Annotated in this window: 14 protein-coding genes; 9 read left to right on the forward strand and 5 right to left on the reverse strand. The window is 56.0% G+C overall.

The features are described from left to right. Positions 1-4: 4 nt before the first annotated feature. The 4 genes from ACN0XM_RS14065 to ACN0XM_RS14080 form a co-directional block, all read right to left on the reverse strand. Positions 5-361, reverse strand: a complete 357-nt coding sequence (locus ACN0XM_RS14065) for a hypothetical protein (protein ID WP_417567570.1) — start codon at positions 359-361, stop codon at positions 5-7. A gap of 160 nt (positions 362-521) precedes the next feature. After that, a complete protein-coding gene (locus ACN0XM_RS14070) occupies positions 522-1,271 on the reverse strand; it encodes a copper resistance protein B (protein ID WP_417567571.1) in 750 nt (249 codons plus the stop codon). Then, entirely contained in the window at positions 1,268-2,944 is a 1,677-nt protein-coding gene (locus ACN0XM_RS14075; RefSeq protein WP_417567572.1) for a copper resistance system multicopper oxidase, read from the reverse strand. The genes ACN0XM_RS14070 and ACN0XM_RS14075 overlap by 4 nt, the downstream gene beginning before the upstream one ends. 75 nt (positions 2,945-3,019) lie before the next feature. After that, positions 3,020-3,577, reverse strand: coding sequence for a cupredoxin domain-containing protein (locus ACN0XM_RS14080; protein WP_417567573.1), 558 nt, complete (start codon positions 3,575-3,577; stop codon positions 3,020-3,022). Positions 3,578-3,779: 202 nt separating this feature from the next. Between ACN0XM_RS14080 and ACN0XM_RS14085 the strand changes: the two genes are divergently transcribed. The 9 genes from ACN0XM_RS14085 to ACN0XM_RS14125 all read left to right on the forward strand — a co-directional run bounded on the left by ACN0XM_RS14085 (position 3,780) and on the right by ACN0XM_RS14125 (position 13,791). Further along, a complete protein-coding gene (locus ACN0XM_RS14085) occupies positions 3,780-4,445 on the forward strand; it encodes a response regulator transcription factor (protein ID WP_417567574.1) in 666 nt (221 codons plus the stop codon). Continuing rightward, positions 4,432-5,760, forward strand: coding sequence for a sensor histidine kinase (locus ACN0XM_RS14090; protein WP_417567575.1), 1,329 nt, complete (start codon positions 4,432-4,434; stop codon positions 5,758-5,760). Before ACN0XM_RS14085 ends, ACN0XM_RS14090 begins: the two co-directional genes overlap by 14 nt. 104 nt (positions 5,761-5,864) lie before the next feature. Next, positions 5,865-6,128 (forward strand): cation transporter, encoded by a 264-nt coding sequence (locus ACN0XM_RS14095; protein ID WP_417567576.1) that lies wholly within the window; start codon positions 5,865-5,867, stop codon positions 6,126-6,128. Positions 6,129-6,351: 223 nt separating this feature from the next. Continuing rightward, the gene (locus tag ACN0XM_RS14100) at positions 6,352-7,194 is read left to right on the forward strand and encodes a cytochrome c oxidase assembly protein (RefSeq protein WP_417567577.1); all 843 of its coding nucleotides are present in this window, start codon (positions 6,352-6,354) and stop codon (positions 7,192-7,194) included. Continuing rightward, positions 7,191-7,811 carry an SCO family protein gene (locus ACN0XM_RS14105; RefSeq protein ID WP_417567578.1) on the forward strand — a complete coding sequence of 207 codons (621 nt, stop codon included), beginning with the start codon at positions 7,191-7,193 and terminating at the stop codon, positions 7,809-7,811. The genes ACN0XM_RS14100 and ACN0XM_RS14105 overlap by 4 nt, the downstream gene beginning before the upstream one ends. 61 nt (positions 7,812-7,872) lie before the next feature. After that, positions 7,873-8,331, forward strand: coding sequence for a Cd(II)/Pb(II)-responsive transcriptional regulator (cadR, locus tag ACN0XM_RS14110; protein ID WP_417567579.1), 459 nt, complete (start codon positions 7,873-7,875; stop codon positions 8,329-8,331). A gap of 248 nt (positions 8,332-8,579) precedes the next feature. Beyond that, a complete protein-coding gene (locus ACN0XM_RS14115) occupies positions 8,580-10,856 on the forward strand; it encodes a stalk domain-containing protein (protein WP_417567580.1) in 2,277 nt (758 codons plus the stop codon). 72 nt (positions 10,857-10,928) lie between these two features. Next, on the forward strand, positions 10,929-12,269 hold the full coding sequence (locus ACN0XM_RS14120; RefSeq protein WP_417567581.1) for a hypothetical protein: 1,341 nt from the start codon (positions 10,929-10,931) through the stop codon (positions 12,267-12,269). Positions 12,270-12,381: 112 nt separating this feature from the next. Next, entirely contained in the window at positions 12,382-13,791 is a 1,410-nt protein-coding gene (locus ACN0XM_RS14125; RefSeq protein ID WP_417567582.1) for an aldehyde dehydrogenase family protein, read from the forward strand. A 62-nt stretch (positions 13,792-13,853) separates the two neighbouring features. Here ACN0XM_RS14125 and feaR read toward each other — a convergent pair whose 3' ends face one another. Beyond that, positions 13,854-14,768 carry a transcriptional regulator FeaR gene (gene feaR, locus ACN0XM_RS14130; RefSeq protein WP_417567583.1) on the reverse strand — a complete coding sequence of 305 codons (915 nt, stop codon included), beginning with the start codon at positions 14,766-14,768 and terminating at the stop codon, positions 13,854-13,856. Positions 14,769-14,983: the final 215 nt, after the last annotated feature.

The raw sequence follows: 14,983 nt of genomic DNA on the forward strand, positions 1-14,983 counted from the left end.
ACATTCATTTACGCTTCATAGGTGGGATCTTCGAACAGCAAAACGGCTCATGTTTGGCATTGGCCCGGACGTTGTCATCGGTAAACTGGTACCAGGCCAGTTTACGCCCGGCCCACCACCCGGCCTTCAAGCGGCCTCCATGGGCCTTGATAAGCGCCACTAACTCGTCGATGTACCAATGGGTCCCGTCGTAGGTGATGTGCAACCGGTTGCCCGGTTTACGCTCGGCAAAATCAACGCAGGGATGATGGTTGAGCTCTTGGATAAAATCGTCCCACTGATTCTCTCCAAGGCCTTCGACAGTCAGTTTCCGGCGTAGTAAAAACTGGCCCTGGTTGGTCGCTTTTTGCGCTTTGGTCATGGGATTGCACCTCTTTGCCTGGTGACTTCTCCTGTATCACAACACCCCAACCTGAATTGCGACTGAAAACACGGCGCGATTTCAAATAGATTTGATCTACCTCAAATCATAGATGAAAAACGGACCGAGGGAATGCCCTGGGCCCGTCAAAAAAACTCGATCAGAAACTGATTCGAGCGCCGACCACGGCAAACCAGTCTTCGGTACCACCCCCCTCTGCTTTGGCAAAGTCGGCGGTGTCACCATACTTACGTTCATGCACCACCCCGACATAGGGTGAGAAAGCACGATCGATCAGGTCGTAACTCAGCCTGAGGCCGGTTTCGGTGGACACCAGTCCCTTGCCAACGCCAATTTCCCGGTCCTCACTGAACGCCACGGTGGCATCCAGCGTGGCTGAGAGTATCCAGTAGTTGGTCAGCAGCAACTCGTATTCGGCATCCAGTTCCGCGGAGGTGTCGCCCTCGTCGCTCACATAAAGGTTGGCATCAATCTCGAACCATTGTGGTGCAAGCCCGGCAACGCCCAGAACGGCGTAGGTACGGTCTGGCCCCTCGGGTGTGTCGAATCGGACACCCGCCTTGGCGTCAAAGAATTCGGAAATGGGAATCTGCCCGACCAACTGGTTTTCCAGCCCCTCGTAGGCCTGCTCCTCAATGGCGTACTCCCCTTTGGTCAGCCATCGGACTTTCAGATCGTCGGTGCCGTAGAAGAAGTCCGCATTCCAGACGCCCAGTTCCTCATCGTCATCACTGTAACGGTATTCAAGCTCCTCAAACTGCACACCCCAGGAGGTCAGAGCCTGCTTCCGTGCAGACGTGTCGGCAATCATTTCCTGAGCCGCTGCAGCACCCGGAAGCAGTAGCGGGCCCAACAGGCTGACGGCCATAAAAGTTCGGATACGACTCATGCATCACCTCCTTCTTCTGTCGCAACGTCTGCCTTTGCCTGAGTCGTATCAGGACCGCCTTCAACGATTACCTTACGGAACATGCCGGCTGCCGCGTGGTAGGACAGGTGGCAATGGAAAGCCCACTGTCCCGGCGCATCGACTTCGGTTTCCATATACACCGTCGTGCCAGGCTGAACACTGACGGTGTGTTTGATGGGATTCCACTCACCGGCACCCACATCCAGAATCGACCACATGCCATGGAGGTGCATGGGGTGCGTCATCATGGTTTCGTTAACGAATTTGAAACGGACGCGCTCACCGTACTTCAGACGGATCGGATCTGCATCTTCGTATTTCACGCCGTTGATGCTCCAGGTGTAACGCTCCATGTTGCCTGTCAGGCGCAGTTCGATTTCACGGGTCGGCTCCCGCTCTTCATACAAAGGCTTCTGGGCCTTCAGGTCCGCGTAGGAAAGGAACTTGCCACCGTTCGCCGCGGCCGGGGCTATGCCACTTCCCTTGGCGTAAAATGGGTCACTGCCGCCTTCCATCATGGCACTGTGATCCATATCGGACATGTTGGAGTGGTCCATATCACCCTGGGCTGTCATATCGCCATGGTCCATGTCGCCGTGGTCCATTCCAGGCATTCCACTCATGTCGGCCATGGTCAGCCTGGGCGCATCACGCATTGGAGGCACCGATGCCGCCATGCCCTCTTCCGGAGCCAGTGTTGCCCTGGCATAGCCGGAACGCCCCATAGACTCGGCGAAGATGGTGTAAGCCTGCGCGTCTCTCGGGCGCACGATCACGTCATAGGTTTCCGCGACGCCGATCCGGAACTCGTCCACATTGACTGGCTGGACGTTATTACCGTCGGCCTGGACAACGGTCATGTCCAGCCCCGGAATCCGGACATCGAAATAGGTCATGGCCGATGAATTGATGAACCGCAGCCGGATGCGCTCTCCCGGCTCGAACAAACCGGTCCAGTTCTGTTCCGGCCCCATACCGTTAATCATGCCGGTAAAGCCCTGAACGTCCTCGACATCAGCCTTCATCATGCGCATGTCACCCCAGGCCATCCGGTCCTGAATGGTATTCATCAGACCGTTTTGTGAAGCGTCCGAGAAAAACTCACCCACCGTTTGCTGCTGACGGTTGTAGTAATCGGGCATCATCTTGAGGTTCCGCATGATGCGATCACCGGAATGAGGGTGTTTGTCCGTCAGCTGAACCACGTATTCGCGATCATATCGGAACGGCTCCCGCCCCTCAGGCTCGATCACGATGGCACCAAAAGCGCCGTCGGGTTCCTGAAAACCGGAATGGCTGTGGAACCAGTAGGTACCAGCCTGGACAATCGGAAATTCATAGGTAAAGGTCTCACCCGGTTTGATGCCGGGAAAGCTGATGCCGGGCACGCCATCCTGCTCAAAGGGGAGAATCAGGCCGTGCCAATGAATGGATGTCATCTCATCCAGGTTGTTGGTCACGTTGATCCTGACGTTTTCGCCTTCCTTGAAGCGCAGGACCGGCCCAGGGGATTTCCCGTTGTACCCGATACCTTCTTTTACAAAATCCCCCGTATCAATGCTGACCCGGTCGACCGTCAGATCATATTCACCGGCCAGCACCAACGCGGGCAGAAGGAGCCCAAGGGCCCCTGCCATAAGGAATCTTCTCATTGCCTGGTTACTCCTGAAGTACTGCCAGGGGAGCCCCGGAAGGTGGCGCTCCCTTTTATTTCATCTCGGGGCAGGTCAGTCCGCGCTGGCTTGGGTGTCAGCCGCGGAATCAAAGTTCACGTCGCCATACATACCGGATTGGTAGTGGCCCGGGATGTTACACGCAAACTCCATGTTGGTGTCGGTGCTGAATGTCCAGACGATTTCCTTGCTCTCCCCCGGCTCAAGCAGCAGGCTGTTGGGGTCGTCATGCTTCATGGAATGGCCATTCCCCATGTCCATTTGCATCATCTTCCTGTTGAGCTTGCCGCCCTGAATCACCCCGTGCTCGACCATCATCTGCATCTCCTCCTGATGGGCTTCGTGCATGGCGGGGGTACCGATGTTGAATTCGTGCACCAGCTTACCCTTGTTCTCGATCATAAAACGCACGGTCTCACCGCGAGTTACTTCAATGGCTTCCGGCTCATAGTAGTTATCGTGCATATCCACTTGGATGGTGCGAGAAGCGTCGCCCGCCTTGCCCGGCTCACCAATGGTACTGCCGTGACCACTACCATGGCTGCCTGCAGCGAAAACCGTTGCTGTAACCGACATGGCCGCAGCCGCAACAATAAGCTTTGATAGATTCATACCGTCTTCTCCTGTGAAATAATGTGCGTTAATACACCCGCTGGCGTGCCCTGAAACTTGAGCAATATCCAGAAACGATTGCTACCATCTCGCACTAACCTGAATCCTTTCTGAAAATATTGAACTATTTATTGTTCAGGCCCGGTTCAGGTTGATAAGACAAACTGACGCGTTGTGCGAACTCCAAATTAAGGATAGAACCATGCGCTTACTGCTCGTCGAGGATGACCGTTTGCTCGCTGAAGGTCTGACCAGCCAGTTAGGGAAAGCCGGCTTCAGCGTTGATACAGCTTACACCGCAAAGGAAGCGGTGATACTGGGCGAACAGGAAGACTACCGGGCAGTGGTTCTGGACCTGGGTTTACCCGACGGCAATGGTCTGGATGTGCTAAGGAAATGGCGCATGAATCGCGTCAGCTTTCCGGTATTGATCCTGACGGCAAGAGGCGACTGGCAGGATAAGGTAAATGGCCTGAAAGCCGGCGCAGATGACTACCTCGCTAAACCGTTCCAAACAGAAGAGCTGATTGCCCGCCTCAATGCCATCGTGCGCAGAAGTGAGGGCCGAGTCCACTCCCTGGTCAAAGCCGGCCGCTTTGAGCTGGATGAGAGCCGTCAGTGCCTGAAACTGGACGACGGCACCGAGCACAGCCTGACCGGCACCGAATTCCGCCTGTTGCGCTGCCTGATGAGCCGCCCTGGTCATGTCTTTTCCAAAGAGCAGCTGATGGAGCAACTCTATAACCTCAACGACAATCCGAGTGAAAACGTTATCGAGGCCTACATCCGAAGGCTAAGAAAGCTGGTGGGCAGTGATACCATTTCAACACGGCGCGGCCAGGGATATCTGTTCAATGACGTGGTTTAGAAAGCCGGCGTCAATCAAGGGAGCATTGCTCGTTCTGTTGTTGCCCGCCGGCATTGCCCTGATGGCCGCGGCGTGGCTGGTGCATGGCTTGTTGCTGGACCGGATGGCCCGGGAATTTGTCGAGACCCGGCTCAAGGACGAAGTCGCATTTATTGAACATCAGATTCGCAGTTCCGGCGGCAAACTGGATAGCCTCCAGACCGGCGATTACTTCCAGGAGGTCTTCCATCACGCCTTCGCCATACACTCACCGGCCCGGACGATCATTTCACCCGACGCCTGGGTACCGCTATTGATGCCACTGATTGACGCCGACCAGGATGGAACGCTGCAGGTCCGGAACGCCGGGGCCGCGAACGCTCCCTCGGAGATTCTCGCCTACCGGAAGTCATTTCGCGTGGGCGCTACACCCGTCGTGGTTATTGTTTCCGAAGACCTTGGCGCTCTGAAACGCAGCCAGGCCGAATTGCATGCCTGGACGGCCATCGTCGCCATTTTGCTGATCCTGCTCCTGGTTGCCGTGATCTGGTTCGGTATTAATTTATCCCTGCGGCCCGTTGTAACCCTCAAAGCAGCCCTGAGGCGACTGCAGGATGGCGAGATTTCGCGCATAGACGTCCAGGCCCCCGAGGAGTTCCGCCCCCTCGTACTGCAACTTAACCAGTTGCTGGACTCCCTGGACCAGAGGCTTGAGCGCTCTCGAGACGCCCTCGCCAACCTGTCTCACAGCGTCAAAACTCCCATCGCCGCTGTCCGGCAGATACTGGCGGACAGCGATCGCCCCCTCAGTAATGACCTCAGGCATCAGATGGCATCGCGACTCGATGACATCGACAAGCAGCTTGAAGGGGAAATGCGACGTAGCCGGTTCGCCGGTCCGCAGGTAGGGAAATTCGCCTACCCGGTGAAACAGGCACGGGATCTTCTCTGGATGCTGGGCCGGTTATACACGGGAAAATCGTTTGAACTGTCGAGCTCTCTGCCTGAGGAGACCCGCTGGCCAATTGAAGAGCATGATCTCAACGAAATACTGGGAAACCTTCTCGACAATGCAGGCAAATGGTCCACACGATGCGTGGAACTCTCTTTAGAGCAAGACAGTGGGCTGACACGAATAGTTGTGACAGACGATGGGCCCGGCGTTGAGGAGGCCGAAATGGCCCACCTGGGCCAACGGGGGCTGAGGCTCGATGAGCAAACACCCGGTCACGGGCTGGGGCTTGCCATTGTCCGGGACATAGTCGCTCGCTATGGAGGACAAACCACCTTTTCGACGGGGGCCAAGGGCGGTTTACGAGTCATCGTTGAGTTTTAAAGGCCCCTGTTGACCTTGTAGTAACTACAAGTTTTTAAAGGGTGCACCCAAGCTCCTTGCAACCGAGGTAAACATGCACAGCCACAACGACTGCCCCAGCTGATGTGGCAGGCCTGACTGTGGTCATCGTTGCCGGGATTGGCGTCGTAATCTCCGGTACTATACTGATCTTCACCAACCTGACCTGGATCGACCCGGTGGTCAGCCTGGTCATTGCCGCAGTGATATTCCTAGGCACCTGGCAGCTGCTGAAGGACTCGGCCAATATGGCCGTGGATGCCGTTCCAAAAGGTATCGACCCGCGGGCTGTTCAGCAATTTCTTGAGCAACTTCCCGGGGTGAGCTCCGCCCAACATCTGCACATCTAGGCCCTGGAACTTTCTGGAATGATGGCACACCTCAGGTGGAGGCCCAATCACCTCATGAAAAACCGCCAATGATCCACTCAATGCAGCTGGCCATGGCTGAATTTTCAGCCGCTTCTTGCGAAGGCTGCCGGGCGATGTATGCTTAGCTGGAAAAGATTTTCTTGGAATATCCAGACCCAGTGCGTGCAAGCTAACAACAGATAACAACCGACCCGGCAACTCTATGTCACTGCTCGATTACCTCAGACCTTACGATTTCTCGCCGCTGACTGTACTGAGCTTTATGCTCGTACTGGGGTTTTATGGCGTCGGCCTCTTACGGATGCGGGAAGTCGACAGGCCCGGGTCACTGAGAATCGTCATCTTCGTTCTGGGCGTCCTGATCTGTTACGGGGTCATGCAGACCCGTTTCGATTACTACTCCCAGTACATGTTTTTCGTCCACCGCGGCCAGCACCTCATTCTCCATCATCTAGGTCCGATTCTGATTGCCCTGTCCAATCCATTGCCGGTGATGCGGTTCTGGTACGGCAAAATGAGCCCTGGATGGAAGAGCGGGCTTCGGCCCCTGGGATGGGTGTATCGAGTTCTGCAACACCCTCTGATTGCCTCCGTGCTGTTTGTGGGTCTCATCTATTTCTGGTTGTGGCCGCCAATTCATTTCGATGCCATGCTCAGCCGAAACCTGTACTGGGTCATGAACTGGAGCATGTTGATTGATGGGATGCTCTTCTGGTGGTTGATTTTCGATCCTCGCCCACCGGCCATCACCTCTTCTCTGGGGTATGGCAAGCGCATACTGCTGCTGGCCCTGGTGGCAATACCGCAAATGATACTCGGAGCCATGATCGTGTTTTCCAGAGGCATGGTGTACGACGTTTACGAGGTCTGTGGCCGGGCCTGGCCCATGGCGCCGGAAACCGACCAGCTTCTCGGCGGCATGCTGACCTGGATACCACCTGCGATGATGAGCATCCTCGGTATTTTGATTATCCTGAGACGTGCCATGCGTGAGGATGGGAGTTTTACCAGCCGTTCCAGCCAACTGGGGGAGACCACATCATGAACTTCATGCCTTTCCGACGACATACCGGCAAGCTGTCGCTTCCCGCCCTGATTCTGATGACGTTTATTCTCAGCGGCTGTTCAGGCGAAGCGGAAAGCTGGAACGGCAAAGACATCAGTGGTCTGATGCCCGGCCTGGAGTTTGAATTGATCGACGGCCAGGGACGATCGGTAACCGCCGAGCAGTTTGACGGCAAGGTAAGGCTGCTGTTTTTTGGCTTTACCTCATGCCCGGACGTCTGCCCCACTGCGTTGCAAAAACTCCACCAGGCCACTGACGGCCTGCCACCGGGGTTGCGGGACGATGTCCTGACACTCTTTGTCAGCGTTGATCCCGAGCGGGATTCGCCGGAGCGTCTGGCGGCCTATGTCAATTTCTTTGGCGAGGGGATCATCGGGTTAACCGGAAAAAAGCCGCAGCTTCGCGAGCTTGCCAAACGGTACCGAACAACCTTCGGTTATGAGGAGCCTGACGAAAACGGCAACTATGCCGTTTCTCACAGCAGTGCGGTTTACGTGTTTGACCGCGAGGGAAAAGCGCGGCTTCTGATCAGGCCGGATCTTGGCGTGAAAGAGATTCGCGAGGACCTGATCGCCCTCGCCAAAGCTGACACGTAACAATCGGTCAAAATGATGACTGAGCCCGACCCGGCTAACGGAGTTACTGAGAGGATACCCATTGAAGATCGGCGAACTTGCAAACGCAACGGCGGTGCCCGCGGAAACCATCCGTTATTACGAAAAAATCGGCTTGCTGCCGGAGCCAGACCGGGACAACAGTGGCTACCGCTCCTACCGCCCGGGTCATCTGGAGCGACTGCTGTTCATCAAACGCTGTCGCAACCTCGATATGGCCCAGGACGAAATCCGCGAGTTGATCCGGCTGGCCGAGAACCCGGAGGCGGATTGCAGTGAAGTGGATGCCCTGCTGGCACGACATTTGACTCACGTTCGTGAGCGATTGAAGGAACTGTCGAGCCTGGAAGAGACCCTGGTGCAGCTTCAGGAAGCCTGCTCCGATAGCCGCACGGTGCGCGAATGTGGAATTCTGGGCGGGCTGAGTTCCGAGCTTGAGACACCGAAACCGGAGGATCGCGACAACCATGTGCCGGGCACCCATGGCCCAGGCCAGCACTGACACGTTTCCCTTCCTCTAGCTCCCCCCCCCCTCTCGAGAACAAGAAAACAAGAATCGTGCCGCATGTCCTGGCGGCACGATTCAAGAAAAGTCTGGCAGTCATGCAAAAGCCCCCGCCCCCCTGAAATGGTATTCCTATGACTTCACAAGCACGGTCAGGTGCGTCCGCGCCAGGAACAGCTGGGTTGGTATCTCCCGCTCGGCTGAATCGTTTCTCACGCACAAAGAAAACATTGTCAGGAGTCATCATGTACAAAAAGAAACTCGTACTCTCCGCCGCCCTTGCCTCGTCATTGTTCGTTGCCAGTCCAACGATCCTGGCCCATGGCGGTTCTCCGGATTATCTGCCGATCGCCCAGGCGCTCAGCTCCTCAGGGGCCAGCTTCAAACTCAGCGAGGACAAAGGCGAACTGCTGATTGTATCGGGAGACACGACAATCAGGGTGCCTCTGGGAGAAACCCGGGCTTTTCTCAACGGAGAGGCTATTGAGCTGTCAGCGCCTGCCAAAATGCATGAAGGTGAAGTATTCGTCGACCGGAGCTTTGCCCATGACCTGTTCGCGGATCGGGTCTCCCAAAACGTTAGCATTGGCAACAAAACCCATCCATTGGATCCGTTAACCTCGGAAGAAATCACCAGGGCTGCGAGTGCGGTCAAGGAGTCCAAACACTGGAAGGATACTCTCCGCTTTACCCAAATAAGACTTGCCGATCCCAACAAAGACGACGTCTGGGAATGGGCGTTTGGTGAAGATCACGATTTTTCCCGTCGAGCCATTTTTACTCTCGTGGATGGCAGGAAGGTCATTGAAGGAACTGTGGATATCGAGTCCGGATCTGTTCTCGGCTGGGAACACATCGAAGATGCCCATGGGATGGTGACCTTCGATGATTTCCTGGCTGTACAGGAAATCGTCTCGAACAGTGACGCGTACAAAAAAGCGTTGAAAAAACGAGGCATTGAGAGTGTCGAAAACGTTGTCGCGACGCCACTTACCGTGGGGTATTTCGGAGGAGATGATGGCCTTGAGCACGATTTGAAGCTATTGAAAGTCGTGTCTTACCTCGAGGTCGGGGATGGTAACTACTGGGCGCACCCCATCGAAAACCTTGTGGCCGTCGTGGACCTTGAGAAAAAGAGCATTCTGAAGATCGAGGATGACGGCGTCATACCGGTACCGATGGCACCCCGTCCCTATGATGGCCGGGATCAGGAAAAGATCGCTGACGTAAAACCGCTGATGGTGGTGCAGCCGGAAGGGTCCAATATCTCGATGTCCGGACATACCATTCAGTGGCAGAACTGGGACTTCCATCTCAAGCTGAATTCCCGTGTCGGCCCCGTCATTTCGACACTGACCTATAACGACAAAGGCGAAAAGCGGAAAGTCATGTACGAGGGATCACTGGGTGGCATGATCGTGCCTTACGGCGACCCGGATGTGGGCTGGTACTTCAAGTCCTATCTCGACTCAGGCGATTACGGGATGGGGAACCTCACCTCGCCCCTGGAAGGCGGTGTCGACGCACCTAATAACGCCACATTGTTGTCAGCGACCCTGGTCGATAACGGTGGTGAGCCTTTTACCATCCCAAACGCAATCGCCGTATTCGAGCGCTATGCCGGTCCGGAATTCAAGCACACGGAAATGCTCGGCAGCAGCCCAGGCAATGAAAGCCGCGAAAGAAGGGAGCTGGTTGTGCGCTGGGTGAGCACCATCGGCAACTACGACTACATGTTCGATTGGGTTTTCATGGCCAATGGCAACATCAGGCTGACCGTCGGAGCGTCGGGCATCGAGGCTGTCAAAGCCGTGAAGTCCCGCACGGTTCACGACGAAACTGCCGAAGAAGACACTCGCTACGGCACCCTGATTGACCACAACATCGTGGGTACCACCCACCAGCACATCTACAATTTCCGCCTGGATCTGGATGTTGACGGCGCCCGGAACAGCCTCAAGGAAATTGATCCGGTTGTCGCGAAAAACACAGCGGGAGGCCCTCGCACCAGTGTCATGATCACCAATGAGCGGGTCGTGACCACGGAACAGGAGGCGGTCCAGAAGTTCGATCCGTCCACTGTCCGCCTTATGACAAATCCCAACAAAGAAAATCGCATGGGGTACCCGGTTGGCTATCAGATCATACCGTTCGCCGGTGGCACCCACCCGATCGCCAAAGGCGCGTTATTCAGTGAGGACGAATGGTTGTTCAAGCGTGTCAACTTCATGGATAAACAGATCTGGGTCACGAAGTACAAGCCCGAGGAGCGTTTTCCGGAAGGCAAATACCCGAACCGGGCCAAAACCGATACGGGCCTGAAAACCTTCGTCGCAGATAACGAGTCCATCGAAAACGTCGATACCGTGCTCTGGATGACCACCGGTGCGACCCACGTAGCCCGAGCGGAGGAATGGCCCATGATGCCGACTGAGTACGTCCACTCGCTGCTGAAACCCTGGAACTTTTTTGACCAGACACCAACCCTGAATCTGCCCGAGCAACAGAAGCCGGAAAACTGATTCGCACGGAACGAGGGATATCTCAGGCAGGGAAGCCTGGCCACAAACTCAGAAACACGGGAATCAGCAAAGATGAAAACCAAGCATTTTGTAAAAAGCATTATCTGTCTGGCCGTGGCCGGATTATCGGCCCCCGCCTCGGCCTACAACCTATATGATCAAAAAGGCACCGAACTGAACGCCGATCTGGAAGCGGTTCTGGGTGTTTTTTCCAGCCAGGAAACCTACAACCTCGGCGCCAAAACGTCTGCCGGTAAATCAGAATGGCAGGAGGGCTACATCAAGTACGGGTTCTCCGGAAGTCAGGGGGTCGGCTCAGGCAGCCGTGTCTACGGCGCAATCAATCTCGTGTCATCTGGAACCTGGGGGGATGGCGATGCCGGTGGCATCACCTCGGGGAATGAACGGGAAACCGATCTGGAAGACGCCTACCTCGGCTGGCGCTCCGGCAACCTGATCCCGGCGCTCGGGGAGAACGGCCTGGATCTTTCTCTTGGGCGTCAGCAATTCACTATCGGTGACGGTTTCCTGATCAACAGCGATGCCCTGAACTTTGGCGACGCACTGAATGGTGGGGGACTGGACTTTGACCGTGGTGGTGCCTACTGGCTCGCAGCCCGCAAGGCATTTGACCAGACCGCCATTGCCCGTATCGGAGGTTCGGAGGGACTACGCTCCGACCTGTTCTGGCTGGCCTCTGACAACAAAGCCCAGGCGAAGATGGAGCTGGCGGGCTTGAATACCGAGTATGTGACTCCCCAAGGCACCTTTGGTCTGGCTTATATCGAAGGGCTGGACGTTGATGACACCTTCGCTCCCATCCTGGGGTATGGCTCAAGAGACGGGCAACAAACTACGAGCCTCCGTTATCAGGGCAATGCGGGTGTCGAAAACCTGTTCCTGTCCGCTGAATTTGTCAATCAGGAAGCCGGAGAAGGCTCTGATGAGAACGCCAAGGCGTGGTACACCGAGGCCGGCTGGACCTTCAGCGAGACACCCTGGTCACCCAGCGTCAACTACCGGTACTCGAGCTTTGATGAGGGTTTCGATCCGCTGTTCTTCGGCTTCAACCGGGGCTACGGCACCTGGTTCCAGGGTGAAGTCGCTGCCAACTACGCTGGACCGTTCAACTCCGATGCCTCCGTGCATCACGTGAGCCTGAAGGCAGCCCCGTCGGAAACGCTCAGTATCGGCGCGCTCTTCTTTGACTTCAGTGATACCAGGGGCGGCACCGGAGGCCTGAACGCACAGGAAGTGGATGTTTACGCCGAATGGGTGGCGGCACCACACCTGATTATCAGTCCTCTAGTGGGTTTCTATATGCCGGACAACAGCGCCTCCGACGGCGGCAGCCAGATTGGCAATGCCGACACCAATGTTTACGCACAGGTCATCGCCATCGTTCCGTTCTGAACCATCTCGATCAGCCCACTAATTAAGGGCAAGCCGCCCATGGCCCTGGCCTTGGGCGGCTGAAAGGGCTTTCCAGCCCAACTCTAACAAACAGTCTCAGGAGAGCATTGTCATGCAAACCTTCAGCAATCTGGTGAACGGAAAACCGGTTGAGGCGACCGATCACCAGGAAATTTTCAATCCCGCCACAGGTGATTCTCTGGGGTTAGCGCCGATCAGTACAGAGCAGGACGTAAACGACGCTGTCATGGCCGCCCGCAACGCCCAGAGCAACTGGGCCAGGGTCAGCGATCGGGAGCGCCAGGAAACGGTCGCCCGCGTTGCCCAGGTACTCCAGGATAACTCGGAATACCTGGCTGAATTGATCACCCGGGAGCAGGGCAAACCTCTGTCCGGCCCGGGCTCCCGCTTCGAGGTGCAGGCATGCGTGGGCTGGACACAGGTGCCTGCAGCACTGGCATTGCCTCCGGAAACCGTCCATGAGGACGACGAACGCAAGGACGTAATGCACCGGGTGCCACTGGGTGTGGTGGCAGCGATTGCACCCTGGAACTGGCCGCTGATGATTGCCATCTGGCAAATCATTCCTGCAATCCGCATGGGCAATACGGTGGTTCTGAAGCCGTCCGAGTACACTCCCATCGCAACCCTGGAAATGGTACGGCTGATCAATCAGGTACTTCCCCCGGGTGTTCTGAACACCATCTCCGGGGATGGCCGCATTGGGGCCGCGCTCACCTGCCATCCGGACATTGACAAGATCATGTTCACTGGCAGTGAGGCGACCGGCCGCCGTATTATCGAAGCTTCCTCACGAAACCTCGCGCCGATTACGCTGGAACTTGGTGGCAATGACCCTGCAATCGTAATTCCGGGCACTGACGCCACGGCTATCGCAGAGGGTCTTTTCTGGGGCGCTTTCCTGAACATGGGGCAGACCTGCGCGTGCATCAAGCGGTTGTATGTTCACGAAAATGACTATGACTCGGTAGTCGCCGCCCTCAGCGACCTTGCCCGCCAGATGCCCATTGGCGACGGCATGAACGAGAACAACCTGATCGGCCCGCTTCAGAACGAGATGCAATATAACAAGGTGAAAGAGCTGGTCGACGATGCGCGAGCCAATGGTTGCGAGATCATGGAATTCGGCGATGTCCCTGAAACCGGCTACTTCCTGCCTGTGACCCTGGTGGGAAACATCCGGGACGGCCAAAGGCTGGTGGATGAGGAGCAGTTCGGCCCGGCCCTGCCCATAGTCCGTTTCCAGAACCTCGACGACGCAGTCGCTTCCGCCAACCGCCTGTCGTCTGCCCTTGGTGCCTCGGTCTGGGCCAACAGCCCGGAGGAAGCCGAGCCCATCGCCATGAGGGTGGAAGCCGGAACCGTCTGGATCAACCAACACGGCGCAATCCATCCCATGGTGCCCTTCGGCGGCAATAAGGCCTCCGGTTATGGGGTCGAGTTTGGTCTGGACGGGCTGAAAGCCGTCACACAGCCCAGAGTCATTAGCATGAAAAAATGAAGTGCCGGTGATCCTGAGCCTTCTGGGGGGCCGCCTGGCGTATCGTCCGGCAGGCCTCGCCTTTAAGAAAGACGGCCTTGGCAGAAACTGGATGGTGTTACGCCGAAGTGTTGCCTGAAAGCCGTCGAAAATGCACTGGGACTGGCAAAGCCGAAACGGTATCCGACTTCGGTCAGATTCACCTTGCCCTTCGACGTTCTCAGGTAATCGGCGCACATTTCCAGGCGCTGGGTTTTGATGTAATCCGACACCGTTAACGAGCGGGCGGAAAACGCCCGATAGAGGCCACGGACCGAGGTCCCCGTGGCACTCGCCACCATCCGCACGCTTAGTTCAGACTCACCGATGTTTTCCTCGATAAATGAGGCCGCTTGCAGGAACACTCGCTCACTGGGACTGTGCTGCCCGACGCTGCGAATGACCGAAGGTTTGATCAGCATGATCAGTGAGTCAATGATTGCGGCGCCTTCTTCCTCATCAAGACTGTCATAATTCGCAGCTCCGCCAATCAATAAATTGGCGACACGGGCAATATGGCTATCGGAGGGAATGCGGACACCAAGCTCGAACCCCGACAGGTTCAGGGTTCGCTCTATGATAGGACGTGGCAGGATCAGCGAAATCTGCTCCGACTCGTTGTCATAGGTAAAGCTGAACGGCAGCGCCGAATCCACCAGAACAATATCGCCGGTCTGGAGAATGGACCTGTTTCCGGCCTGCTCAACCCGAGACTTCCCCCGAAGTTGGAACACGCAGAAGAACTCAGGCGCGACACAACGCCGGATTTCGCTTCGGCCACGAACAAGTTGAGCCCCCCGGATGGTAACGCGGGACATATCCAGGGCGCTGGATCCCATCTTGCTTATATTTCCGGAGAATTCCTGCTCAAGAGGTTCTGCCGAAAAAGGTCCACAGATCTGATTTACATCACTGATCCAGCGGTCAAACCCTGCCGTTGATAACGCGCTTTGAAGCATAACTGGCCTACCGAAATCGGCTTTTATGATTGTTTGTATAGAGATTGACCAGTTACTACGTATATGTCAAGAGCGCACCCACAGCAGCATTGAGAGCACTCAGCATCAAATACGATTCCTAAATTTTACCCGCATAATATTTTTTAGAATCGCATTATCTGTATTCCGGAATCGATTGCCTTCAAAGAATATTTACAAAGAGGGTTGACCCTGTA

The sequence above is a fragment of the Marinobacter sp. genome, assembly GCF_048269445.1.
Taxonomy (GTDB): Bacteria; Pseudomonadota; Gammaproteobacteria; order Pseudomonadales; family Oleiphilaceae; genus Marinobacter.

Excerpts from the sequence above, each read along its gene's own strand:
- ACN0XM_RS14115 (WP_417567580.1), top strand. The coding sequence starts at position 8,580 with ATGTACAAAAAGAAACTCGTACTCTCCGCCGCCCTTGCCTCGTCATTG.
- ACN0XM_RS14090 (WP_417567575.1), top strand. The coding sequence starts at position 4,432 with ATGACGTGGTTTAGAAAGCCGGCGTCAATCAAGGGAGCATTGCTCGTT.
- ACN0XM_RS14120 (WP_417567581.1), top strand. The coding sequence starts at position 10,929 with ATGAAAACCAAGCATTTTGTAAAAAGCATTATCTGTCTGGCCGTGGCC.
- ACN0XM_RS14080 (WP_417567573.1), bottom strand. The coding sequence starts at position 3,577 with ATGAATCTATCAAAGCTTATTGTTGCGGCTGCGGCCATGTCGGTTACA.
- ACN0XM_RS14125 (WP_417567582.1), top strand. The coding sequence starts at position 12,382 with ATGCAAACCTTCAGCAATCTGGTGAACGGAAAACCGGTTGAGGCGACC.
- ACN0XM_RS14065 (WP_417567570.1), bottom strand. The coding sequence starts at position 361 with ATGACCAAAGCGCAAAAAGCGACCAACCAGGGCCAGTTTTTACTACGC.
- ACN0XM_RS14100 (WP_417567577.1), top strand. The coding sequence starts at position 6,352 with ATGTCACTGCTCGATTACCTCAGACCTTACGATTTCTCGCCGCTGACT.
- ACN0XM_RS14085 (WP_417567574.1), top strand. The coding sequence starts at position 3,780 with ATGCGCTTACTGCTCGTCGAGGATGACCGTTTGCTCGCTGAAGGTCTG.
- ACN0XM_RS14070 (WP_417567571.1), bottom strand. The coding sequence starts at position 1,271 with ATGAGTCGTATCCGAACTTTTATGGCCGTCAGCCTGTTGGGCCCGCTA.
- ACN0XM_RS14105 (WP_417567578.1), top strand. The coding sequence starts at position 7,191 with ATGAACTTCATGCCTTTCCGACGACATACCGGCAAGCTGTCGCTTCCC.
- feaR (WP_417567583.1), bottom strand. The coding sequence starts at position 14,768 with ATGCTTCAAAGCGCGTTATCAACGGCAGGGTTTGACCGCTGGATCAGT.
- ACN0XM_RS14075 (WP_417567572.1), bottom strand. The coding sequence starts at position 2,944 with ATGAGAAGATTCCTTATGGCAGGGGCCCTTGGGCTCCTTCTGCCCGCG.